The organism is Marivivens sp. LCG002, from assembly GCF_030264275.1.
Taxonomy (GTDB): Bacteria; Pseudomonadota; Alphaproteobacteria; order Rhodobacterales; family Rhodobacteraceae; genus Marivivens.
Genome location: NZ_CP127165.1, coordinates 2,840,733 through 2,862,602, shown reverse-complemented (window position 1 = coordinate 2,862,602; position 21,870 = coordinate 2,840,733). Strand labels below are relative to the sequence as shown.

At 54.5% G+C, this 21,870-nt stretch carries 22 protein-coding genes; 13 read left to right on the top strand and 9 right to left on the bottom strand.

The genetic code is table 11. The features are described from left to right. Positions 1-4: 4 nt before the first annotated feature. Positions 5-895: a ParB/RepB/Spo0J family partition protein gene (locus tag QQG91_RS14140; RefSeq protein WP_285770861.1), complete on the top strand. Its 891-nt coding sequence runs from the start codon at positions 5-7 to the stop codon at positions 893-895. Here QQG91_RS14140 and hemW read toward each other — a convergent pair. Genes hemW through rph form a run of 3 tightly spaced genes read right to left on the bottom strand, consistent with a single transcriptional unit; the run spans position 892 to position 3,357 of the window. Beyond that, on the bottom strand, positions 892-2,049 hold the full coding sequence (gene hemW, locus QQG91_RS14135) for a radical SAM family heme chaperone HemW (RefSeq protein ID WP_285770860.1): 1,158 nt from the start codon (positions 2,047-2,049) through the stop codon (positions 892-894). The two genes, QQG91_RS14140 and hemW, sit on opposite strands and share 4 nt — an antisense overlap. Then, positions 2,042-2,653: an RdgB/HAM1 family non-canonical purine NTP pyrophosphatase gene (gene rdgB, locus QQG91_RS14130; protein WP_285770859.1), complete on the bottom strand. Its 612-nt coding sequence runs from the start codon at positions 2,651-2,653 to the stop codon at positions 2,042-2,044. The genes hemW and rdgB overlap by 8 nt, the downstream gene beginning before the upstream one ends. Continuing rightward, positions 2,650-3,357 carry a ribonuclease PH gene (rph, locus tag QQG91_RS14125; RefSeq protein ID WP_285770858.1) on the bottom strand — a complete coding sequence of 236 codons (708 nt, stop codon included), beginning with the start codon at positions 3,355-3,357 and terminating at the stop codon, positions 2,650-2,652. Before rph ends, rdgB begins: the two co-directional genes overlap by 4 nt. Before the next feature lie 113 nt (positions 3,358-3,470). Here rph and hrcA point away from each other — a divergent pair, with 113 nt between their 5' ends. Then, positions 3,471-4,538, top strand: a complete 1,068-nt coding sequence (gene hrcA, locus QQG91_RS14120; protein ID WP_285770857.1) for a heat-inducible transcriptional repressor HrcA — start codon at positions 3,471-3,473, stop codon at positions 4,536-4,538. A 13-nt stretch (positions 4,539-4,551) separates the two neighbouring features. Beyond that, entirely contained in the window at positions 4,552-5,112 is a 561-nt protein-coding gene (locus QQG91_RS14115) for a nucleotide exchange factor GrpE (protein WP_285770856.1), read from the top strand. On the opposite strand, the gene mutS is transcribed toward QQG91_RS14115, so the two are convergent. Then, the gene (mutS, locus tag QQG91_RS14110; protein WP_285770855.1) at positions 5,109-7,748 is read right to left on the bottom strand and encodes a DNA mismatch repair protein MutS; all 2,640 of its coding nucleotides are present in this window, start codon (positions 7,746-7,748) and stop codon (positions 5,109-5,111) included. The genes QQG91_RS14115 and mutS overlap by 4 nt on opposite strands. A 127-nt stretch (positions 7,749-7,875) precedes the next feature. On the opposite strand from mutS, the gene QQG91_RS14105 reads away from it, so the two are divergent. Then, positions 7,876-10,131, top strand: coding sequence for an NADP-dependent malic enzyme (locus tag QQG91_RS14105; protein ID WP_285770854.1), 2,256 nt, complete (start codon positions 7,876-7,878; stop codon positions 10,129-10,131). A 15-nt stretch (positions 10,132-10,146) separates the two neighbouring features. Beyond that, positions 10,147-11,019 (top strand): ribokinase, encoded by an 873-nt coding sequence (locus tag QQG91_RS14100; RefSeq protein ID WP_285770853.1) that lies wholly within the window; start codon positions 10,147-10,149, stop codon positions 11,017-11,019. 54 nt (positions 11,020-11,073) lie between these two features. Here the strand turns inward: QQG91_RS14100 and QQG91_RS14095 are convergent, their stop codons facing one another. Then, positions 11,074-12,300 (bottom strand): argininosuccinate synthase, encoded by a 1,227-nt coding sequence (locus tag QQG91_RS14095; protein WP_285770852.1) that lies wholly within the window; start codon positions 12,298-12,300, stop codon positions 11,074-11,076. 128 nt (positions 12,301-12,428) lie between these two features. Here QQG91_RS14095 and QQG91_RS14090 point away from each other — a divergent pair, with 128 nt between their 5' ends. Next, the gene (locus QQG91_RS14090) at positions 12,429-13,163 is read left to right on the top strand and encodes a hypothetical protein (protein WP_285770851.1); all 735 of its coding nucleotides are present in this window, start codon (positions 12,429-12,431) and stop codon (positions 13,161-13,163) included. Here the strand turns inward: QQG91_RS14090 and QQG91_RS14085 are convergent. Further along, entirely contained in the window at positions 13,160-13,579 is a 420-nt protein-coding gene (locus QQG91_RS14085) for an NUDIX domain-containing protein (protein ID WP_285770850.1), read from the bottom strand. The genes QQG91_RS14090 and QQG91_RS14085 overlap by 4 nt on opposite strands. A gap of 82 nt (positions 13,580-13,661) precedes the next feature. Between QQG91_RS14085 and hslO the strand changes: the two genes are divergently transcribed. From hslO to QQG91_RS14060, 5 genes are all read left to right on the top strand, one after another. After that, on the top strand, positions 13,662-14,663 hold the full coding sequence (gene hslO / locus QQG91_RS14080) for an Hsp33 family molecular chaperone HslO (RefSeq protein WP_285770849.1): 1,002 nt from the start codon (positions 13,662-13,664) through the stop codon (positions 14,661-14,663). Further along, a complete protein-coding gene (locus QQG91_RS14075; RefSeq protein WP_285770848.1) occupies positions 14,650-15,246 on the top strand; it encodes a CoA pyrophosphatase in 597 nt (198 codons plus the stop codon). Before hslO ends, QQG91_RS14075 begins: the two co-directional genes overlap by 14 nt. A gap of 53 nt (positions 15,247-15,299) precedes the next feature. Beyond that, positions 15,300-16,388, top strand: coding sequence for a CCA tRNA nucleotidyltransferase (locus QQG91_RS14070; RefSeq protein WP_285770847.1), 1,089 nt, complete (start codon positions 15,300-15,302; stop codon positions 16,386-16,388). 57 nt (positions 16,389-16,445) lie between these two features. Beyond that, positions 16,446-17,645: a class I SAM-dependent RNA methyltransferase gene (locus tag QQG91_RS14065; protein WP_285770846.1), complete on the top strand. Its 1,200-nt coding sequence runs from the start codon at positions 16,446-16,448 to the stop codon at positions 17,643-17,645. 72 nt (positions 17,646-17,717) lie between these two features. Continuing rightward, entirely contained in the window at positions 17,718-18,215 is a 498-nt protein-coding gene (locus tag QQG91_RS14060) for a L,D-transpeptidase family protein (RefSeq protein WP_285770845.1), read from the top strand. A gap of 7 nt (positions 18,216-18,222) precedes the next feature. Here QQG91_RS14060 and dalA read toward each other — a convergent pair whose 3' ends face one another. Continuing rightward, a complete protein-coding gene (dalA, locus tag QQG91_RS14055) occupies positions 18,223-18,738 on the bottom strand; it encodes a divisome-associated lipoprotein DalA (RefSeq protein WP_285770844.1) in 516 nt (171 codons plus the stop codon). 197 nt (positions 18,739-18,935) lie between these two features. Here dalA and QQG91_RS14050 point away from each other — a divergent pair, with 197 nt between their 5' ends. Together QQG91_RS14050 and QQG91_RS14045 are read left to right on the top strand one after the other, a co-directional pair. Beyond that, positions 18,936-19,493: a L,D-transpeptidase gene (locus QQG91_RS14050; protein WP_285770843.1), complete on the top strand. Its 558-nt coding sequence runs from the start codon at positions 18,936-18,938 to the stop codon at positions 19,491-19,493. 145 nt (positions 19,494-19,638) lie between these two features. Next, a complete protein-coding gene (locus QQG91_RS14045; protein WP_285770842.1) occupies positions 19,639-19,824 on the top strand; it encodes a hypothetical protein in 186 nt (61 codons plus the stop codon). Positions 19,825-19,909: 85 nt separating this feature from the next. On the opposite strand, the gene hemH is transcribed toward QQG91_RS14045, so the two are convergent. Together hemH and QQG91_RS14035 are read right to left on the bottom strand one after the other, a co-directional pair. Further along, positions 19,910-20,977, bottom strand: a complete 1,068-nt coding sequence (gene hemH / locus QQG91_RS14040; RefSeq protein WP_285770841.1) for a ferrochelatase — start codon at positions 20,975-20,977, stop codon at positions 19,910-19,912. A 64-nt stretch (positions 20,978-21,041) separates the two neighbouring features. Continuing rightward, on the bottom strand, positions 21,042-21,860 hold the full coding sequence (locus QQG91_RS14035) for a methyltransferase domain-containing protein (RefSeq protein WP_285770840.1): 819 nt from the start codon (positions 21,858-21,860) through the stop codon (positions 21,042-21,044). Positions 21,861-21,870 lie beyond the last annotated feature (10 nt).

Below are 21,870 nucleotides of genomic sequence, written 5' to 3'. Positions count from 1 at the left end.
CTAGATGAATGATCGCACAAATAAGCCTCGTGGCTTGGGCCGTGGCCTCTCTGCCTTGATGTCAGACGTTGCGATGGCGAATGAAACACAGGAGCAAAGCCCAAAGGCTCCGGATCTTTATGTGGCTGTTGAGCGGGTCCAACCAAACCCAAATCAGCCAAGGCGCAGCTTTAACGAAGACGCGCTGTCGGAACTTGCGAGCTCGATAAAAGAAAAGGGGATCATCCAGCCTCTTATCGTGCGGGTGATGCCAAGTGATCCAAGTAAGTTTGAAATTGTTGCAGGTGAACGCCGTTGGCGCGCCGCGCAACGCGCACAACTTCATGAAGTTCCGGTAATCGTCCGTGAGTTTACCGACACTGAAGTTCTCGAAGTTGCGATTATTGAAAATATCCAGCGCGCAGACCTCAATGCAATTGATGAGGCTGCAGGCTACAAACAGCTCATGGATCGCTTTTCGCATACGCAAGACAATCTTGCTTCTGCGCTTGGGAAAAGTCGAAGCCATATTGCCAACATGCTAAGGCTGCTGAATCTTCCAGAAGAAGTGCAGGGATATGTTGTCGAGGGCAAGTTAAGCGCGGGTCATGCCCGAACGCTTGTTGGTAATGACGACGCTATACCCCTTGCCCGCAAGATTATCGCAGAGGGTCTCTCGGTGCGTGACGCTGAAAAGCTCGCAAAGGGGGCGAAACCATCTGTGGTAAAGGAGAAGAAGCCGCGCTCATCCGAAAAGGACCCTGACACGATCCAGCTTGAGCAAGAGCTTTCTGCAACGCTTCGGATCAAGGTTTCGATTGACCATGACTCTGGGAAAGAATCCGGTAGAATTTCTCTTCAGTATCAGGATTTGGATCAGCTTGATGAAATCCTGCGACTTCTGTCGGTTGGTTAATCGCTGAGGAGTTCAGTCAGGACTGCATTAAGAATGGGGCGACCTTCAGGGGTCGCCCTAATGCGTTCCAGGGAAATCTCTAAAAGGCGCATCTCGATAAGTCTTTCGAGATTGTCATGCACTGGACCGTCCGCAAATGCATTGAAACGGGTTTGGGAAATACCCTCAGTGAGACGAAGCCCCATAAGTACGAACTCTGTAAATTGGTCTTTTCGCGAGAGCGGCTCCATCTCGGTTTGACCTGAACCTTTGTGTTCTACAAGATCGAGCCATTTTGAAGGATTGAGCGGACTAAATGTAGAATGCCGAACGCCCTCACGCGTTATCCTTCCGTGCGCCCCAGGTCCGATACCGGCGTAATCCCCATACTTCCAGTAGATAAGGTTATGTCGTGACTCCTCACCGGGTTTTGCATGATTAGAGACTTCATAGGCAGGCATTCCCGCTTTGTCGCAAATCTCTTGGGTCGCCTCATACATGTCCGCTGCGAGATCCTCGGATGGAAGTCCGGTCAATCGGCCAGCGGCATGACGCATACCAAATGCTGTGCCATCCTCGATGGTCAGCTGATACAGAGACAAATGATCAATCGCCATTTCCAGAGCGCGACCGAGTTCTTTCTTCCACTCCTCCAAGCTCTGGTCTTGGCGCGCATAAATAAGGTCGAAGCTTACGCGATCGAATGTTTCCCTTGCGATGCGAAAGGCTTTTTGGGCTTCCTCGGCTGTATGCAGTCTTCCAAGCGCTTTCAGATCTTTATCGTTGAGGGCTTGAATGCCCATTGAAATCCGATTGACGCCGCCTTCCTTAAATCCAAGGAACTTGCCCGCTTCAACAGAGGTCGGGTTGGCCTCCAGCGTCACTTCCAAGCTGTTTGATGTTTGCCAGTTGCGCCTAACGCGCTCGAGGATCGCTGCAACGGTTTCGGGGGCCATGAGGCTTGGTGTGCCTCCACCAAAGAATACAGAGTCAAGAATCCTTGGCCCTGTCAGCGAAGCAACTCTATCGAGCTCCGAAAGGTAGGAAGAGAGCCAGCGCCTTTGGTCTATCTGGCTCGCTACATGGGAATTGAAGTCGCAATAGGGGCATTTGGCCTGACAAAATGGCCAATGGATATAGAGCCCAAAGCCCCCATGTTGCCAATCTTCAAGCAAAGCAGCCCTTTACCAATTTGTTGAAAGCATCTGCCCGATGGCTGATTTTATTCTTTTCCCAGCGGTCCATTTCACCAAAGGTGATGTCAAAGCCCTCGGGCTGAAAAATCGGATCGTAGCCGTGACCCTGATCCCCACGCATGGGCCAAACCAGTTGGCCAGGCATAACTCCTTCGAACACCTCATCGTGACCATCGGGCCAAGCTAGGACCAGCGTGCACCTAAACTGTGCCGTACGCGGGTAGGGCGCATTTATCGCTTCCAGCTTTTCCCAGGTCTTTTTCATCGCCATGACAAAGTCGCGACCATTGGGCGTTTCCGCCCAATCTGCGGTGTAAACTCCGGGGGCGCCTCCAAGAGCATCTACTGAAAGACCGCTATCGTCGGCTAGAGCGGGAAGTCCGGTCGCCTTGGCTGCGGCATGCGCCTTGATCCTTGCATTGCCCACAAAAGTCGTTTCGGTTTCTTCCGGCTCGGGCAAATCGTGATCAGAATTGGACGTAAGCTTGATCCCAAAGGGCTCGAGTAGAGCCTGAATCTCTTCCAACTTTCCCTTGTTGTGGGTTGCCACAACAAGCGAGTTTCCTTCGAAACGGCGGGTCATTTTACAGCAGCCAACTGAGCAGCGGTGAGATCCGCAATCCCTTTGTCCGCGAGGTCCAACAGTTGGTTCATTTGATCGCGGGTAAAGGTCGAGCCCTCTGCCGACATTTGAACTTCGATAAGTTTACCGCCCGTCATTACAAAATTGCCATCGACGCCGGCTTCTGAATCTTCGGGGTAGTCAAGATCGAGCACAGGCTGTCCTGCATAGATCCCGCAGCTGACGGCCGATACCGGTGCCAAAAGAGGATCTGTAATGATGTCGCCAGCTTTCATCAGTTTGTTCACTGCAAGTCGCAGTGCAACCCAGCCACCCGTGATTGAAGCACAGCGGGTCCCGCCGTCGGCTTGGATGACATCGCAGTCGATTGTGATCTGTCGCTCGCCAAGGGCAACCCTATCAACACCCGCCCGAAGCGAACGTCCGATCAGACGCTGGATTTCTTGCGTGCGACCAGATTGACCGTTCTTTGCTTCACGGCGCATCCGTGTGTTCGTTGCGCGGGGCAGCATTCCATACTCTGCAGTGACCCAGCCAAGTCCGGTATTGCGAAGAAAAGGCGGCACGCGTTCATCTAGAGAAGCCGTGCACAGTACGTGGGTGTCGCCACATTTGATGAGGCACGAGCCCTCGGCATGTTTGGTCACGTCAATTTCAATTGAAATCTCACGCATTTCATCAATTCTTCTACCGGACGGGCGCATATCGGAACTCCTTGTGATTTATCCTTCGATACGCTGGCCAAGTTAGAAATCCAACCCCGATTGACGTTCCGTCTCGCCTCGCTTTAATTGGGTCGCTGCCCGAGGACATTGGAATGAACGATAAGACGCCGCAATTGACAGAGTTGAATGATCGCTCGCGCGAGGTATTCCGCTTGGTGGTCGAAGGCTATCTTCAAACGGGCTCGCCTGTTGGATCACGTACATTGACCCGCAATATGTCCGAGAGTTTGAGTGCCGCGACCATCCGCAATGTGATGCAAGACCTCGAGTATCTCGGATTACTGGGCAGCCCACATGTAAGTGCAGGGCGTATCCCCACACAGTCGGGTCTGCGTATGTTTGTTGACGGTCTTTTGGAAGTCGGTGATCTCAACGGTGATGATCGCGCAACCATCGACAAGACTGTGACGAATTCGGACTTGGACGTTGCCTCGCTCCTGGATCGGGTCGGTGCCGCTCTCTCGGGTGTGACACGTGGCGCAAGCCTTGTTCTCACGCCAAAGCATGAAGAAGCATCGATCAAGCATATCGAATTTGTATCGTTAAGCGCGGATCGAGCATTGGTCGTTCTTGTGTTCTCGGATGGCCACGTTGAAAACCGCCTGTTCACTCCGCCTCCGGGACAAACACCATCTTCGATGCGAGAAGCCGCAAACTTTGTGAACGCGATCGCACAGGGCCGCACCTTGAGAGAGTTGAGCCGCGTCATGCAGCGCGAGATCGAAGCAAGACGACAAGAGATCGATGCTCTCGCGGCTGCATTGGTCGAGAGCGGGCTTGCGATTTGGGAAAATCATGGCGAATCGACCGAGCGGTTGATCGTGCGTGGGAGATCCAATCTTTTGAACGAAAGCGAGAATGCAGGAGATCTGGAACGCATTCGAACGCTCTTTGACGACCTTGAAAGAAAGCAGGACATCGCCCAATTCCTAGAACTTACGGACGAAGGTGATGGAGTGCGTATTTTTATAGGTTCAGAGAATAAACTTTTCTCACTTTCGGGTTCCTCTTTGGTCGTTTCTCCTTATATGAACGCCGACCGAAAGATTATTGGCGCCGTGGGCGTCATCGGTCCGACTCGCCTCAATTATGGGCGGATCGTCCCGATTGTAGATTATACAGCTCAGCTGGTCGGGCGCGTCCTGTCCGACCGGTCCTAGAAGGAAGACGGAAATGACCGAGCAGAACGAAGATCTCAAGAGCCTTGATGAACTGGCCGCAGAAGCAGACGAGATCGAAGCGGCTCAGAACGGCGGCATGACTGCCGAGGAAGTTGAAGCGCTTGTTGCTGAACGCGACGATTACAAAGATCGTTTCGTGCGTGCACTTGCCGACGCCGAGAACACCCGCAAGCGCGCCGAGCGTGATCGCCGCGAGGCCGAGAACTATGGCGGTTCAAAACTCGCCCGTGACTTGCTGCCGGTCTATGACAATATGAACCGTGCAATTCAGGCTATTTCGGACGAGCAGCGCGAAACATCGGCAGCTGTGATCGAAGGTATCGAGCTCACCATGCGCGAACTTTTGAATGTGTTTCAAAAGCACGGCGTTACTCTTGTTAAGCCTGAAGTCGGTGATCGATTTGATCCCCAGCAGCACGAGGCAATGTTTGAAGCGCCTGTCCCTGGAACCAAGGCCGGCGATATTATCCAGGTGATGGCCGAGGGCTTCCTCCTTCACGATCGCTTGCTGCGTCCAGCGCAAGTCGGCGTATCTTCGACGCCAGCTTCCTAATCAGACCCGCTCAGAGCTTTTAGCTCGTAGAGAAGATCAAGGGCCTCGCGCGGTGTAAGGTTGTCTGGGAAAATTTCCCTAAGGCGATCTTCCACCGCCGAGGCTTTTTGACTCTCTGTCGGCTTTGCGGGTGCCGACATAGCCGCGAAAAGCGGCAGATCATCGATGAGACTCTGACGTGCAGTGCCGCCTTCACGCTCGCCTTTTTCAAGCGCTTCCAAGACGACTTTGGCACGCTCGACGACAAGCGGAGGAAGGCCGGCAAGCCGGGCGACCTGAACCCCATAGCTTCTGTCTGCTGTTCCACGTCGAACTTCATGAAGAAAGACGACATCGCCCTTCCATTCCTTGACGGATACGGTCGCATTATCCACGCCGTCCAGTTTCTCGGCGAGCGAGGACATTTCGTGGTAGTGCGTCGCAAAAAGAGCGCGGCAGCGGTTCACATCGTGAAGATGTTCAAGTGTCGCCCAAGCAATCGAGAGACCATCATAGGTCGCGGTGCCGCGCCCGATCTCGTCTAGGATAACCAAGGCTCGATCGTCTGCTTGATTGAGGATTGCAGCGGTTTCGACCATTTCGACCATGAACGTTGACCTGCCGCGGGCAAGATCATCGGATGCCCCGACCCGCGAAAAGATTTGGCTCACAAGACCGATTTCGGCGGACTTGGCGGGAACAAATGAACCCATTTGCGCCAGGACCGCGATCAAAGCGTTCTGGCGAAGGTAGGTTGATTTACCAGCCATGTTTGGACCGGTCAAAAGCCAGATCGGGGTTTCGGTTAGCGAGCAATCGTTGACAACAAAGGGCTCGCCTGTTCGTTTAAGCGCTTGTTCAACAACGGGGTGCCGCCCACCCTTGATGTTGAAAGCCCGTGATCTGTCGAGCTTTGGTCTTGTCCAGTTTTCCGCACGCGCAAGCGTCGCGAGGCTCACAGCAACATCAAGCTCTGCCAAGGCACGGCTGAGCTGGCCCAACTCTGCCGCGCGCGCAACAATTGCACTATTCAGGCTTGAATAGAGACGCTTTTCGATCTCGATCGCTCGCGATCCCGCGTTCAGTATCTTGGTTTCGATTTCGCTGAGTTCAACCGTGGTGAAGCGAACTTGGTTGGCAGTTGTTTGGCGGTGGATAAAGGTTTCATTGAGCGGCGCGCTCATCATTTTTTCCGCATGGGTCGCGGTTGTTTCGATGAAATAGCCAAGAATATTGTTGTGTTTGATCTTGAGTGACGAAATCCCCGTGCGTTCGATGAACTCGGCCTGCATGCATGCGATTACCGAGCGACCTTCGTCCCTGAGTGTTCGGGCTTCATCAAGCTCTTCGTCGTATCCGGGTGCTATGAAGCCGCCGTCCCGCGATAGAAGTGGGGGCTCGGCGACCAATGCTTGGTCAAGCAGCTCCAATAGCTCTTCATGGCCAACCAGCGACTCGACCGCGGATTTCAGTACTTCGGGCAAGTTGGATCCCGACAGAACCTGATGCAGACGCTCCGCTTCGCTTTGGGTGTTGCGAATGGCAGCCATATCTCTCGGCCCGCCACGTTCAAGCGCCAGACGGGAAAGCGCGCGGTCAACATCGTGAACGGCGCGAAGATGCTCGCGTACATCTTCCGAAAGCCTTGAGGATTCGTTAAAGAATGCAACCGCTTCCTGACGTTGGACGATGGTCTGGAGATCGCACGACGGTGAAGAAATCCGACGTTCAAGAAGTCTGGCCCCCGCTGCGGTGACCGTTTTGTCGATCGTAGCAAGGAGAGACCCGGCGCGCCCACCTTGGGACCCGTGGGTAAGCTCCAGTGAGCGGCGGGTTGCTGCATCGATTTGCATATTTTGCGAATGCATTTCGATGACAGGGGGCCGAAGAAGCGGCAGGTTCCCCTTTTGTGTAATTTCGAGATACTCGACTACGGCCGCCATCGCAGAAACCTCGGCGCGGCCAAAGGTGCCAAAGGCATCAAGAGAAGCGACAGAATAGAGACTACAAAGGCGCTTTTCGCCATTTGTGCTGTCAAAGGCGGATCGTCCAAGCTCCGAGATTGCAGCACCTGCGTCTTTGACGATGTTCCTGAGTTCGGTATCCGCATCGTCTATCAGGATAACTTCCCGCGGAGACAGTCGCGCAAGTTCAGGTCCAAGCCGGACTTGCGGGCAGGACATGACATTGAAGGCGCCAGTCGAAATGTCGACCCAAGCCAGCGCGCCTTCATCGCGCATCACGGCATACGCCGCGAGGAAGTTGTGGCGCCGTGCATCAAGAAGGCTATCTTCGGTCAGCGTTCCTGGCGTTACCAGACGCACAACATCACGCTTCACTACGGCCTTGTATCCACGCTTCTTGGCCTCTGCGGGATCTTCCAGCTGTTCGCAAACGGCGACACGAAAGCCCTTGCGGATGAGGGTGAGGAGGTAGCCTTCGGCCGCATGAACGGGGACGCCGCACATGGGGATGTCCTCGTCATTGTGCTTTCCACGCTTGGTCAGAGCGATATCAAGAGCCTCTGCCGCCGCGACTGCATCTTCAAAGAACATCTCGTAGAAGTCGCCCATGCGATAAAACAAGAGCGCACCCGGATGATTTTCTTTGATCTCCAGATACTGCGCCATCATCGGCGTAACTGCGCCAGTGCTCATTCGGTCCCCCAATTTGTTGCACCAGAACCTAAACGACCGATGTTAGCGACAAAAGTCGAAAACGAACCCGTTGCGAGGAATGAACCTCTCCCTTATGGCTGAGGAACGCTTCAGGAGGGATAGGCAAATGGCGAAGGCTCGTGTCACACGCGAAGATGCGTTGACGTTTCATATGGACCCAACACCCGGTAAGTGGGAGGTCCAAGCGACCGTCCCGATGACAACCCAGCGCGATTTGTCGCTGGCGTATTCTCCTGGGGTTGCTGTTCCTTGTGAAGAGATCCATGCCAATCCGGAAACCGCATATGACTACACCAACAAGGGTAACCTTGTCGCTGTTATCTCGAACGGCACTGCGGTTCTTGGACTTGGAAACCTCGGTGCACTCGCATCCAAGCCGGTGATGGAGGGCAAGTCGGTTCTCTTCAAGCGTTTTGCTGATGTGAATTCAATTGATATCGAACTTGATACCGAGGATCCCGACGCGTTCTGCAATGCCGTTCGCCTCATGGGGCCGACCTTTGGCGGCATCAACCTCGAGGATATCAAGGCCCCCGAATGCTTCATCATCGAGCAACGTCTCAAGGAAGAGATGGACATTCCGGTCTTTCATGACGACCAGCACGGCACCGCCGTGATCTGTGCAGCGGGATTGATCAACGCACTGCACATCTCGGGTAAAAAGATCGAGGACTGCAAGATTGTTCTGAACGGTGCGGGTGCCGCTGGCATCGCCTGTCTCGAACTCATCAAGACGATGGGTGCCAAGCAGGATAATTGCATTATGTGCGACACCAAAGGCGTGATCTATCAGGGTCGCACCGAAGGCATGAACCAATGGAAGTCGGCGCATGCCGCCGTTACCGATGCGCGCACTCTCGAAGAAGCTATGAAGGGCGCGGACGTTTTCCTTGGTGTGTCGGCCAAAGGCGCCGTGACTGCCGAGATGGTTGCGAGCATGGCTCCGAATCCTGTCATTTTTGCGATGGCAAACCCCGATCCTGAAATTACCCCCGAAGAAGCACATGCAGTTCGCGAGGATGCGATCGTCGCCACTGGTCGTTCGGATTATCCGAACCAAGTGAACAACGTTCTCGGTTTCCCCTATTTGTTCCGCGGTGCACTTGATATCAATGCTCGTGCGATCAATGACGAGATGAAAATCGCTTGTGCAAAAGCTCTCGCAGAACTTGCGCGCGAAGATGTTCCTGATGAAGTCGCTCTGGCCTATGGCCGAAAGCTTGGATTTGGTCGCGATTACATCATTCCGACGCCCTTCGATCCGCGCCTGATCCATCGAATCCCGCCCGCAGTCGCTCGGGCAGGCATGGATACGGGGGTGGCACGTCGTCCGATCGTAGATATGGACGCCTACGAAGCGTCGCTCAAGGCGCGCATGGACCCGACAGCGAGCATTCTGCGCGGAATTCAGTCCCGAGCCCGCGCAGCTCAGGCAACGATTATTTTTGCCGAAGGCGACGATCCTCGCGTTTTGCGTGCTGCTGTTCAGTATCAACGCAACGGTCTTGGCAAGGCTCTTGTCATCGGCCGCGAAGCCGAAGTGGCCGAGCTTTTGACATCCGAAGGACTTGCCGACGCAGTCAGCGAGATCGAAGTCGTCAACGCAAAGAACACCTCGCATTTAAGCACCTACAAGTCGTTCCTCTATGACCGTCTTCAGCGGAAAGGGTTCGACCGCTCCGATATTCACCGTCTTGCGGCCCGAGACCGTCATGTCTTTGGCGCGTTGATGCTTGCACATGGTCACGGTGACGGTCTGGTGACGGGCGCTACCCGTAAATCAGCGCATGTTCTTGAGCTCATCAATCATGTGTTTGACGCATCTCCCTCTTCGGGAGCAGTCGGGATTTCTGCGATCATCAACAAGGGCCGTATCGTTCTGATCGGCGATACGCTTGTGCATGAATGGCCAAGCGAAGAGGACCTTGCGGATATTGCCGAACGCGGTGCCGACGTTGCCCGTGACCTTGGTCTGGATCCTCGGGTTGCCTTTGTATCGTTCTCGACCTTCGGATATCCCGTATCGGAACGCGCAACCAAGATGAATGTCGCACCCAAAATCCTTGATAAGCGTGGTGTAGATTTCGAGTACGAAGGCGAGATGACGGTAGATGTTGCGCTAAATCCGCGTTCAGCAGAGCATTATCCGTTCAGCCGCCTCACGGGACCAGCGAATGTCCTTGTCGTTCCTGCTCGCCACTCGGCTTCGATCTCGGTCAAGTTGATGCAGGAAATGGGGGGCGCGACCGTGATCGGACCGATTCTCGCAGGTGTCGATAAACCCATCCAGATTTGCTCGACTGTCTCGACGGTTAATGACATCCTGAACATGGCTGCAATCGCAGCCTGCAAGGTGCGTTAACCAAGGGAATGTAAAATGGCGATCTGGAATTTAGGCTCTATCAATGCCGATATTGTCTATTCCGTGCCTCATATCCTCGCCCCGGGAGAAACTTTAAGTTCGACGGGGCGGGCGATCTATCTCGGCGGCAAGGGGGCGAATATGTCCGTTGCCGCCGCACGTGCGGGCGCTCAGGTCCACCACATCGGAGCGGTTGGTGCAGACGGGATATGGGCCCGCGATCGGCTTCTCGAATACGGTGTGGATACCCGATATATCGAAACGATCGGCGATTTGACCTCGCAAGCCATTATTGCTGTGGCTGACGATGGTGAGAATACGATCATCATCCAACCCGGTGCTTCGACATTGATCCGACTGGAATCCGTCCAGGCCGCGCTTTCCGAAGCGCATACAGGTGACCGTGTCGTTTGCCAGAACGAAACCAATCTTCAGGTTGAAACCGCCGCGCTTGCCAAGCAGATGGGTCTCAAAGTTGCCTATGCTGCGGCACCCTTCAGCGCAAAGGCCGTTTCGGATGTGATCGAGTTTATCGACTTTCTCATCCTGAACGAAGTCGAGGCGCGCCAGTTGACCGAGGCGCTGGGCAAGACGCCTCAGGAACTTGGTGTGCGTGACGTTATCATCACCTTGGGATCACGCGGTGCAGAATGGTTCGAAACCGAGCACGGCATTCACAAGACGTTTGAAGCCTACAAGGTCGAACCTGTTGATACGACGGGGGCAGGGGATACCTTTACGGGTTATGTCCTTGCAGGTCTTGATCGTGGTCAGCCGATGGAACAAGCGCTCAGGACCGCTAACCGCGCAGGCGCCATCATGGTAACCCGCAAAGGGGCTGCCGACTCGATCCCCGACCTGCATGAAGTCCAGACAGTTCGTCTCTGACAAAGCAAAAAGGGCCCGAATTTCGGACCCTTTCGCATTTCATATGCAACCAGTTCAGCCTTTGACGCGGCGGTTCCGCGTTGCAATGAGCTTGAGACGCAGCGCGTTGAGCTGAATGAAGCCGGCGGCATCTTTCTGATCGTAGGCGCCCGCGTCTTCTTCAAAGGTGACGTGCTTCTCGGAGTAGAGCGAGTATTCGGACCAGCGGCCAACGGTGCTTGCCGAACCTTTGTAAAGCTTGAGTCGGACGGTGCCCGTAACATGTTCTTGGCTCTTGTCGATAAGCGCCTGAAGCATTTCGCGCTCGGGTGAGAACCAGAAGCCGTTATAGATCAGCTCGGCATAGCGCGGCATGATCGAATCCTTGAGGTGACCCGCACCGCTATCAAGGGTGATCTGTTCGATACCACGGTGCGCTTCAAGAAGGATCGTGCCGCCCGGTGTTTCATAGATGCCGCGGGACTTCATGCCGACGAAGCGGTTTTCGACGAAATCAAGACGCCCGATGCCATGCTTACGGCCATATTCGTTAAGCTCGGTAAGGATCGTTGCTGGCGACATTTCGACACCGTTGATCGCAACCGCATCACCCTTTTCAAAGGTGACTTCGATGAACTCGGGGGTGTCTGGTGCCTCTTCCGGAGAAACGGTGCGCTGGTAGACGTATTCGGGTGCCTGATCAGCAGGGTTCTCGAGAGCTTTACCTTCGGACGAAGTGTGCAGCAGGTTTGCGTCAACCGAGAAGGGAGCCTCGCCGCGCTTGTCCTTGGCGATCGGAATCTGGTGCTCTTCCGCGAATTCGATCAGTTTGGTGCGCGAGGTCAGATCCCATTCGCGCCAGGGTGCGATCACCTTGATAGCGGGGTTGAGCGCATAAGCCGACAGTTCGAAGCGAACCTGATCGTTGCCCTTGCCGGTCGCGCCGTGCGCAACGGCGTCGGCGCCGGTCATTTCCGCGATCTCGACAAGACGCTTGGAAATCAGCGGACGTGCAATGGATGTGCCGAGCAGATAAAGGCCTTCGTAAACGGCATTTGCACGGAACATCGGGAAGACGAAGTCCTTTACGAATTCTTCGCGCACGTCTTCGATAAAGATGTTTTCGGGTTTGATGCCGAGCAGCTCTGCCTTTTTGCGCGCAGGCTCAAGCTCTTCGCCCTGACCAAGGTCGGCGGTAAAGGTGACAACCTCACAACCGTATTCGGTCTGGAGCCACTTCAGAATGATCGACGTGTCGAGGCCGCCGGAGTAGGCGAGGACGACTTTCTTTGGGGCGGACATCGCGGTCTCTCCTTGTTGGATATCGCAGGCGCGATAACGGGTTTTTTAACTGCAAGCAAGGGAAGGCCATTGACCCCAAGCCGTGTTTCGTGAGTTCTACGGCTAAATTTTGGGTTCTGGAGAAGAATATGCACGGATTGATCCTGCGACATGCGTTCAAGATGCTGACGGGGAACTTTGGCAATGCGCTCAAGATCTCGGTCGGACCCGCAGTATTGCTCGGCGGGATAATCTATTTCTTGCTGAGCCGATTTCAGATTCTCGAAAATCCAGAAGGAACATCATCGTTCTATCTTTTGATCACCATGTTTGCCTTCTTGGTGCTTACGTCATGGGTGCCTGTTCTGTGGCACCGCTTTATCCTGCTGGAAGAATATCCAGCGTGGCTTCCTGTTGTGCATATGAAGGAACTGATCGGTTATGTCGGTCGGGTCTTTGGTGTTTCGATGATCATTCTTGCCGTCGTGATGATCGGCTTTCTAGTGATCGGAGTGATTTCCATCGGATTAGGTAACCTTCTGGTTTATCTTGCGCCCTTTCTCGAATTCGGTGTGACGCTCGTCGTTTATTTTCTGACCTTGCGTTTCAGCCTTGCACTTACTGGGATAACTGTCGGCCACTCGCTTCCGATCCTCGAGTCCTTTCGGATGACCGCAAGCGTGAGCAAAGACCTTTTTCAAATTGCTCTGATCCTTGGGGTTTTGAACTATGTTCTTAGTATCTTGCTCGTGCAGTTCGAAGCGCTCTTTCCGACTGGAGGAATATTGCTCTGGTTGCCTTTCATCTGGCTCGAATTCATGTTCAGCCTGAGCGTTCAGACTACGCTCTATGGACTGTTGGTCGAAAAACGCGATTTGACCTAGAGCGAGGCGACAAAGGCGCGATCGCCTGAATTTGCGAGCACGATTTCTGCAAGGGCTTTTTCGACCCAAACGGCCTGGTGACCGAGTTCGGTCGGGGCGCCGAGTTTCAGGATCGGGCGCGCGATATAGATGTGGCACACTTTTTTCGCCCAGAGATCATAATCGGGCATATAGCAGAAACGCTGATAAACGCCTACTTTGAGCGGATCGGCGATGCGCCAGCCTGTTTCTTCGAATACCTCTCGGTGAAGCGCTTGAAGAGGTGACTCCCCGCGGTCGATACCGCCACCGGGGAGTTGAACCTCACCGTCCTGTTTGGTGAGCAAGAGACGCCCTTGGCGCGGTAGAATGACATATACTCCGGGGCGAACGGTGTATTTTTGACCCGAAATTACGGGTTCTCCGAAGCGCCTCATGTCATTTACCCCCTTGGACCTTTGCTCAAGACGACTATATGGACGCGATACGCCAATTCCAGACCTTTTCGAAGGAAGTCATATGTCGCTCGGCTCGCAGCTCGCTTGGGATGATACCGTCCTGCCATTTCAACTAGACCGCTCGGATATTCGGGGGCGGGTCGCGCGGCTCGATGGTCTGTTGCAGCAGGTGCTGGCCCAGCACGATTACCCGCCGCAAATCGAAGCCTTGATCGCCGAGATGTGTCTATTGACCGCGCTCATCGGTCAAACCATCAAGCTGCGCTGGAAGCTCTCTCTCCAAGTGCGTGGTAGCGGTTCCGTGCGGCTTATCGCGACCGATTATTATGGGCCGACCGATGATGGCGAGCCTGCTCGCATCCGCGCTTACGCGTCATTCGATCGAGAGGCGCTTGATCCGAACCAGGATACTTTCACCCAAATCGGCCAAGGCTATTTTGCGATCCTGATCGATCAGGGCAAAGGCATGACCCCTTATCAAGGCATCACGCCGATTGCGGGCGGCTCTTTGTCGAAATGTGCTGAAACATACTTCGCCCAGTCCGAGCAAATCCCGACCCGTTTCGAGTTGAGCTTCGGGACATCACAAATGCCTGGGCAAGATGCGCATTGGCGTGCTGGGGGTGTCATGCTCCAGCATATGCCCAAGGCGTCGCCCTTTGCCAAAGGAGAAGAAGCAACAGGAGAAGACGGTCTCTTGGCTGCGACAGATCTCCTCGACGAGGATGAAGGTGAAAACTGGACCCGTGCAAATGTGCTTCTCGATACGGTCGAACAACTCGAATTGATCGGCCCGACGGTCCAGCCGACCGAACTTCTTTTGCGTTTGTTCCACGAAGAAACCCCTAGGGTCTTTGATGCGCAGACAGTAAAATTCGGCTGCACCTGTTCGGAAGAGCGCGTTCGCGAAAGCCTTTCGATCTATTCGGCCAAGGATATTCGTCACATGACGACCGAAGAAGGTATTGTGACCGCCGATTGTCAGTTCTGTGGTTCGCATTACGAGTTCGATCCTGCTACTCTCGGATTTGAAGCAACCGAGAAGCCGGATGAACAAGCCTGATTTAAGACAGATTTTGCTGAGCGCCCTTGCCAAACGGGGCGACAGCTCTTCTGACTTTGATCTCAACCCCGGTATCCGCCTTCCTGCGGGGCGGACACCGAGACAGGCTGCAGTTCTTGTAGCATTCAACGAAAGCGACGGTTCACTGATCCTCACCAAGAGGTCAGCACATCTCAAACATCATCCGGGGCAAATCGCATTTCCCGGTGGTCGTCGTGACGATACGGATGCGGATCTGGAAGCAACCGCGCTGCGCGAGGCCCATGAAGAAATCGGCCTCGTGCCTTCGAACGTCGAAGTGCTGGGTTGCCTTCCGACCCATGAAACCGTTTCGAACTATATCGCGACGCCGGTTGTCGCCCTTGTAAAAGAACCCTTCGTCTTCGAACCCGAAGCGGGCGAAGTTGAAGAAGCTTTTACCGTCCCGTTCGATCACGTCACCAACCCATCGAATTTTCGTGTAGAAGGCAGACGCTGGCAGGGGCAAAAGCGGTTTTACTTCACTGTACCCTACGGCCCTTATTATATTTGGGGTGCGACCGCTCTCATCCTGCGCCGCTTTGCCGAACGGTTGGATCAATGACGAAAATTCGGGACGCATGGATATCGTCATCCGCATCTCAACGCGTGTGCGCAATGTTCGAGGATGCTGGGTTCGAAGCCTTTTTTGTCGGGGGCTGTGTGCGCAACGCCTTGCTCAAGCAGCCTGTGTCGGACTTCGATATTTCGACCTCTGCGACGCCTGAGCAGATACTATCGCTGGCCGAATCTGTTGGAATAAAAGCCGTTCCGACGGGTATCGATCACGGCACGATCACTCTTGTAGAAGACGGCATTCCTTTTGAGGTCACGACCTATCGCAAGGATGTCGAGACCGATGGCCGACATGCCGTCGTTGCATTCGCAGAAACGATGCAAGAGGATGCTGCGCGCCGCGATTTCACCATGAATGCTCTTTATGCAAATTCCAAAGGCGACGTTTTCGATCCTATAGGGGGCTTGCCTGATCTTGAGCAGGGCATCGTTCGCTTTATCGGCAACCCTGAGGATCGAATTCGCGAGGACTACCTCAGGATACTCAGGTTTTTTCGCTTCTCCGCGTGGTATGGTAATGCCGACCAGGGGATAGACGCAGAGGCTCTTGCCGCCTGTGCCGAACATCAGGATGGTATCGAAGCTCTTTCCGCCGAGCGGATTGGGAACGAGATGCGGAAACTCTTGGCAGCGCCCGATCCTGCGCCTGTGCTTGGATCCATGGGCGCTTCGGGAATCCTGGCGCGCGTGTTGCCGGGAGCAGCCCCCGTCACGCTGGCAATTCTCGTCCACCTCGCGACCGAAGCCGTTCCAGATCCGATGTTGCGTCTTGCAGCGCTTGGGGGTCAGGACGCCAAAGAGCGTTTGCGTCTGAGCAACTCCGAGGCAAAACGTGTCGACCTTTATCAAGCAGAGGCGTTAGGGAGCAAGGCTCCTGCCGAGCTCGCTTATCGGTATGGTCTCGAGACCGCTCGGTCCATAATGGTTCTTCGTTTCGCCTTTTTTCAGAATCCGTTACCGGCAATCGAAGATGATCTTGCGCTTGGCGCATCCGCGAGTTTCCCGATCAAGGCACAAGAGCTTCTTGGTCAGTACGAGGGTCACGCGCTGGGCGAGCGTTTGCGGACCCTTGAAGCCGCGTGGATCGAATCCGGGTTCACGCTTTCCAAAGACGCCCTTCTTGCACTCTGACAGTTGCGGGATAACGAAAAGCTGGGGTAATGCAGCCTCGGATCAAAGGAAGCCCTCATGCAACTCATCAAGTCACTCACGCACAACGCTCTTGGCCGCACCGAAGACGGCGAACTCGTCGCGCGGGTGCTTCCCGACGAGGAAGTTGACGTCCTTGAAGATGGCACCGCACGTATTCTCAAGCCTTCGCCAGATCGCGTTGCTCCACCTTGTCGACATTTCAAGGCTTGTGGGGGCTGCGCACTTCAACATGCCTCTGATCGGTTTGTTGCGGAATGGAAAGCATCGGTTGTTCAAAAGGCACTTGCGGCTCAGGGGATCGATTTTGCACCGGAACATGTCGAGACATCGCCTGCAAATTCGCGTCGTCGGGCCAAGTTTTCCGGCAAGCGCACGAAAAAGGGCGCGATGGTCGGTTTTCATGCCAAAGGTTCGGGCACCATTGTCGAAATTCCCGACTGCAAGCTTCTGACGCCCGAATTGATCGCTCTCATTCCGACGCTTGAGGCCCTTACTGTCGCGGCTGCATCGCGGAAGGGCGAGATCGATATTACGGTCATTCAAAGCGAAGCGGGTCCCGATATTCATGTCGAAACCGACAAAGAGCTGACCGAGGCTATTCGCATCGAGATGGCAGAATTTGCGCGCATCCATAATATCGCCCGTTTGGTCTGGAAGGATGAGCCAATCGTCACCATGAACCCGCCCGAGCAGCGTTTTGGAGCAGCGCGTGTCGTTCCTCCGCCGGGTTCATTCCTTCAGGCGACCAAGGCGGGTGAGGCGGCGCTTCAATCCTTTGTCATCGAAACCGTCGGCAAAGCGCCGAGCGTTATCGATTTGTTTTCGGGTTGTGGAACTTTTTCGCTTCCTCTCGCCAAAACTGCAGAAGTTCATGCGGTCGAAGGCGTTCGTGAAATGCTCGCCGCTCTTGATCGTGGTTGGCGCGAGGCAAGCGGCCTCAAACTTGTGACGACCGAAACGCGGGATCTTTTCCGCAGGCCGTTGGAACCTGACGAACTTGCGCGCTTCAAAGCGATCGTGATTGATCCTCCTCGAGCAGGAGCCGAAGCCCAGATCGAAGCCATCACACGCTCCGCCGTGCCCGTTGTCGCGATGGTATCTTGTAACCCCGTTACATTCGCACGCGACGCCAAGACGCTTGTCGATGCGGGGTGGAAACTTGAGCGGTTGATCGTCGTCGATCAGTTCCGTTGGTCGTCACACGTCGAGATTGCAGGTGCATTCACACGCTCGTGAACAGCTGTTCTTCAATAGATCGGGCCTCTGAATTGATGTAGGAGGGCGCAAGGTAAAATTGAGCAGCTAAACATGAAACTTGTAAAAATCTTGGTGGCGTTCGTCGCTTTTCTCGGGCTCGCAAGTTGCGGCAAACCATCAAAGTTTGTCGCCTATAAAGGCCCAGAAATCACGAGCATCGTCGTGCAGAAAGAGAATCGACGCATGTTCCTGATGAATGGGAACAGCGTGGTAAAGGCCTATGATTTCGAACTCGGCTTCACCCCGGAGGGGCACAAGCAGTTCGAAGGCGATGGGAAAACACCCGAAGGCACCTATCGAATCAGCCATCGCAACCCGCGTTCCGCTTATCATTTGTCACTCGGGATTTCGTATCCGAACACCCGAGACGCCGAATTTGCGCGCTCTCAAGGCAAGAAACCTGGCGGAGATATTTTCATCCACGGAACGCCTAAGAGCGAGCTCGGCAAAGATGATTGGACCGCCGGCTGCATCGCGGTGACGAACGAAGAGATCGAAGAGATTTATGCGATGGTGAAGGACGGTACGCCGATCTTCATCTATCCCTGAACAGGCATTAGAACCTGCCGGTGACGAGGGTCCACCAAATCTTGCCGGCAGGTTCCTGATACCACGAAAATCCAAGCAAAGTGGCGTTGCGATCAAGAACAACTGAGCGCGTGTCCTCTTGCTCGAGCCATGCAGCAAGGGTTTCCATCTCGGTTTCGTATGTTTCCGAGATATTCTCTCCAAGGATTGAACCCGTAAAGCCGACGCGGCGCGCACGGTCGAGCGGTGACGATCCGTCAGACCCGAAATGCCAAGGCCGGTTCTGGAGCGCCATATCGCGAGAGTGTGTGGCTGCGGCAGCATTCAGACCGGAATCAAAACGAAGCGGCGCAGCACCTGCGACTTCCCGAAGTGCGTTTATGCCGTCAAGCATGCGGTATTGGATGTCTGCTTCCATGTCGGGCTTGATCCGGTAAACTTGCGGCAAAGGGTTCCCGTCGGGCCCGATGCGCCCTTTGGGCACAGGCGCACAGGCCGCTGCTGCAAAAAGTCCGGATACAACAAGAAAACTACGACGATTCATGGATCAAACCCCAATTAGTTGCCGCATGAATACCGAGAAGATCATGGCTGCGCAAATGGGCATCGGCGGAGAATGGATCATCTAACGCTTGTTTGAATTGCGGTAACAACGACAGGCGCGTAAATAATGTCCAAATTTACGGAAAACTCCGGAGCAGTTCAGTGTCAAAAATCGTTTCCCCGAAAATCAATCGCAGAATGTTCGTTGCCGCGGCTGCAGCTTCGGTCGGAACAGGTGCTTTTGCGCAAGCCAACAATTCGACCGAGATCGAAGGCGAGATTTCGCAATCCACGCGTCGCAACATCTCGAGCTTTCGCTCGCTCGACTGGCATCCATATTTCGATTCTCTGAAAAATGGGGCGGTACTCGTCGATATCCAAAGCCGCGCTCTCCATTTCTGGTCCGAGGATGAATCGACCTACCGTCTTTTCCCGACCAGCGTTCCGCTCACCGAAGACCTGACCCGTCTGGGACGTACCGAGATCGTTCGCAAAGTCGTCGGCCCCGAGTGGCGTCCGACACCATCTATGCGGGAACGAAACCCCGAGTGGCCGGAATACATTGGTCCTGGACCCGAGAATCCGCTCGGCACGCATGCGTTGTATCTGTCGTGGCAGTATTACCGAATCCACGGCACGCATGACACGCGGAAAATCGGCCGTCGCTCTTCGAATGGATGCGTGGGTTTGTATAACGAACACATCGCGCAACTCTTTGAATTGACGAAAGTTGGCACTCAAGTGTTGCTAATTTAACCACATCCGTGCAGATATTTACGTGCCCTACTCTCAATTTCTTTGCAAAGCGCCAGATTTGTAGGTTAGTGGGGGTCACGAGGTAAGTCTTGGTGCCTACGGCTGTCCTCAACAAAATGCCGTGGGCGAATACTGGAGAAATGTTATGAAAAAGCTCGCAATCGCTGCTGTACTCGCTGGTCTCGCTTCCACCGCTTTCGCTGGTGGCATGGCTGCACCGGTAGTTGAAATGGCCCCCGTAGTTGTAGAAGAAGCTGCTTCTTCTTCGTCGTCCGGCCTGATCATCCCGCTGATCCTGCTCGCTATCCTTGCTGCTACCAAACTCAAGTAATAGCTAGCAAGTTTCTAGATTGTGAAAGGGCAGCGCATCGCGCTGCCCTTTTGCTTGTGTTCTGTGCTTCTCGGAAAAGGCCGGATCAGATCCAGCCTTGCAGGTTCTTTTTGATAAGATCGGTGAGCGCTGAAATATGCGCAGGATCATCATTGAGGCACGGGATATAGGTAAAGCTTTCGCCACCCGCATGGATGAAGCTTTCCTTGATCTCTTCGTTGATCTCTTCAAGCGTCTCGATGCAATCCGCAGAAAATGCTGGGGCGCAGACGGCAATGTTCTTGATTCCTTTTTCGGCGAGACGCGCAACCTCTTCGACTGTGTAAGGTTTGAGCCATTCCTCAGGTCCGAACTTCGACTGGAAAGTCGAAGTAATTTGGTTGTCATCCCAGCCCAACCGCTCCTTGAGAAGCCTTGTCGTTTTGACGCATTGGCAGTGATAGGGATCACCTTCCATCAAATACCGCTTAGGCAGTCCATGGTAGGAACATACCAGTAAATCCGGCTTGGTCTCGGCTGCCGCATACGCCCGTTCGACAGACTGCGCGAGAGCATCGATATAGGCTGTATCTTCGAAGTAGGGTTCGACCACGCGCACGATCGGTTGCCATTTTTCCTTCATCAAAGCACGGAAGAACTGATCGACGGCAGTCGCCGACGTTGCCCCCGCATAATGCGGATAGAGCGGGAAAAACAGAATCTTGGTGCACCCTGCTTCGACCATTTCGCGCACTTTCGACTCGGTCGAGGGGTTGCCGTAGCGCATGCAATAATCGACAAGAACCTCTCCCCCAAAAGCCTCTTCGATGTGCGAACGTATGGCGCGGGTTTGGTCTTTGGTAATCGTGAGAAGCGGACTTTCGTTGGCTTCGTTGTTCCAAATAGAGCGATACGCCGCGCCCGAGCGGAACGGGCGGCTGGTAAGAATGATGAGCTGCAAAAGCGGCTGCCATAGCCAGGGAGAGTAATCGACAACGCGTCGATCCGAGAGGAATTCACTCAGATAGCGCCGCATTGAAAAATAATCGGTGCCGTCAGGAGTCCCAAGGTTCGCAATCAAGACACCAATCTTGCTTGGCCTGACGGCGGGGTGGTCTTTTGGAGCGTGGGCAGGGCAAACTGCAGGTGCACCAGTGAGCTGATAGTCTTTCATAATTTGGTCCGATCCCTCTTTTGGTTAGCCAGATAAAGCTGGCTGCAGCTTGGTCAAATGTAACCTAGTCCAATTTCTTCTCAACTGCACCCAAAGCATCAGCGAGCCGCGCCTGAGCGGAACCTGGACGCAACGGTTTTTGCTGGCTGTCGTCGGGCGCCCAGCCGGTAAGGAAAATGATCTCGAAAGTCGCCTCGAGGCGGCCATCTTTACCTTGAAAAGCCCGAGCATAAATATCCCCGGCCTTGGCAAAAAGAGTACGTGGCATCGTGCCCTTGTGTCTTTGGAGTAGGGCATTCGTTTCGCCCATATTGCGCAAATCCCGAAAGAGGGAAAAGACATCGCCATAGCTGACTTTGAGCGGCAAAGAGTCCGCCACGGGCAACGCAAAGCCGGCCCGTTGAAGGAGACCGCCAAGGTCACGGATTTCGGCCATGGGCGCGATCCGTGGAGAAAGTCCGCCGAGAACAGCAATTTCGGCCTCGGCCAACGCACTACGCAACTCGTTCAATGTTTCTCCGCCGAACAATACAGCAAGAAGCAACCCGTCGGGCTTTAGCGCGCGCCGCGACTGAACCAATTGCCCAACCGGATCATTGGCCCAGTGCATCGCCATAGCGTGGACCACGAGATCATATTTCCCCAAGTCGATCGCAATTACGTCTTCGTCAAGGATATGATCGGCTTCGGGAAAATGGGTCCTCCAATAGTCGGGGAATCCACTGACAACCGCGACCTGAGTAAACGGCCTGTTAACCTCTTGGAGCCTTTCATGCATTTCGTCGGCGATCTGATCGAACAGAAATGTCTCGAGCGCCCGCGCTGCACGAGCGCGGTGTTTGAGAAGGGCGTTTCTATCGGTGAGCTGGGGCGGAGTGTTCATAGGTCGATCA

Excerpts from the sequence above, each read along its gene's own strand:
- QQG91_RS14065 (WP_285770846.1), top strand. The coding sequence starts at position 16,446 with ATGCAACTCATCAAGTCACTCACGCACAACGCTCTTGGCCGCACCGAA.
- QQG91_RS14075 (WP_285770848.1), top strand. The coding sequence starts at position 14,650 with ATGAACAAGCCTGATTTAAGACAGATTTTGCTGAGCGCCCTTGCCAAA.
- hemH (WP_285770841.1), bottom strand. The coding sequence starts at position 20,977 with ATGAAAGACTATCAGCTCACTGGTGCACCTGCAGTTTGCCCTGCCCAC.
- dalA (WP_285770844.1), bottom strand. The coding sequence starts at position 18,738 with ATGAATCGTCGTAGTTTTCTTGTTGTATCCGGACTTTTTGCAGCAGCG.
- mutS (WP_285770855.1), bottom strand. The coding sequence starts at position 7,748 with ATGAGCACTGGCGCAGTTACGCCGATGATGGCGCAGTATCTGGAGATC.
- QQG91_RS14060 (WP_285770845.1), top strand. The coding sequence starts at position 17,718 with ATGAAACTTGTAAAAATCTTGGTGGCGTTCGTCGCTTTTCTCGGGCTC.
- QQG91_RS14105 (WP_285770854.1), top strand. The coding sequence starts at position 7,876 with ATGGCGAAGGCTCGTGTCACACGCGAAGATGCGTTGACGTTTCATATG.
- QQG91_RS14045 (WP_285770842.1), top strand. The coding sequence starts at position 19,639 with ATGAAAAAGCTCGCAATCGCTGCTGTACTCGCTGGTCTCGCTTCCACC.
- rdgB (WP_285770859.1), bottom strand. The coding sequence starts at position 2,653 with ATGACCCGCCGTTTCGAAGGAAACTCGCTTGTTGTGGCAACCCACAAC.
- QQG91_RS14035 (WP_285770840.1), bottom strand. The coding sequence starts at position 21,860 with ATGAACACTCCGCCCCAGCTCACCGATAGAAACGCCCTTCTCAAACAC.
- QQG91_RS14140 (WP_285770861.1), top strand. The coding sequence starts at position 5 with ATGAATGATCGCACAAATAAGCCTCGTGGCTTGGGCCGTGGCCTCTCT.
- QQG91_RS14090 (WP_285770851.1), top strand. The coding sequence starts at position 12,429 with ATGCACGGATTGATCCTGCGACATGCGTTCAAGATGCTGACGGGGAAC.
- QQG91_RS14100 (WP_285770853.1), top strand. The coding sequence starts at position 10,147 with ATGGCGATCTGGAATTTAGGCTCTATCAATGCCGATATTGTCTATTCC.
- rph (WP_285770858.1), bottom strand. The coding sequence starts at position 3,357 with ATGCGCCCGTCCGGTAGAAGAATTGATGAAATGCGTGAGATTTCAATT.
- QQG91_RS14095 (WP_285770852.1), bottom strand. The coding sequence starts at position 12,300 with ATGTCCGCCCCAAAGAAAGTCGTCCTCGCCTACTCCGGCGGCCTCGAC.
- QQG91_RS14070 (WP_285770847.1), top strand. The coding sequence starts at position 15,300 with ATGTTCGAGGATGCTGGGTTCGAAGCCTTTTTTGTCGGGGGCTGTGTG.
- hrcA (WP_285770857.1), top strand. The coding sequence starts at position 3,471 with ATGAACGATAAGACGCCGCAATTGACAGAGTTGAATGATCGCTCGCGC.
- QQG91_RS14050 (WP_285770843.1), top strand. The coding sequence starts at position 18,936 with ATGTTCGTTGCCGCGGCTGCAGCTTCGGTCGGAACAGGTGCTTTTGCG.
- hslO (WP_285770849.1), top strand. The coding sequence starts at position 13,662 with ATGTCGCTCGGCTCGCAGCTCGCTTGGGATGATACCGTCCTGCCATTT.
- QQG91_RS14115 (WP_285770856.1), top strand. The coding sequence starts at position 4,552 with ATGACCGAGCAGAACGAAGATCTCAAGAGCCTTGATGAACTGGCCGCA.
- QQG91_RS14085 (WP_285770850.1), bottom strand. The coding sequence starts at position 13,579 with ATGAGGCGCTTCGGAGAACCCGTAATTTCGGGTCAAAAATACACCGTT.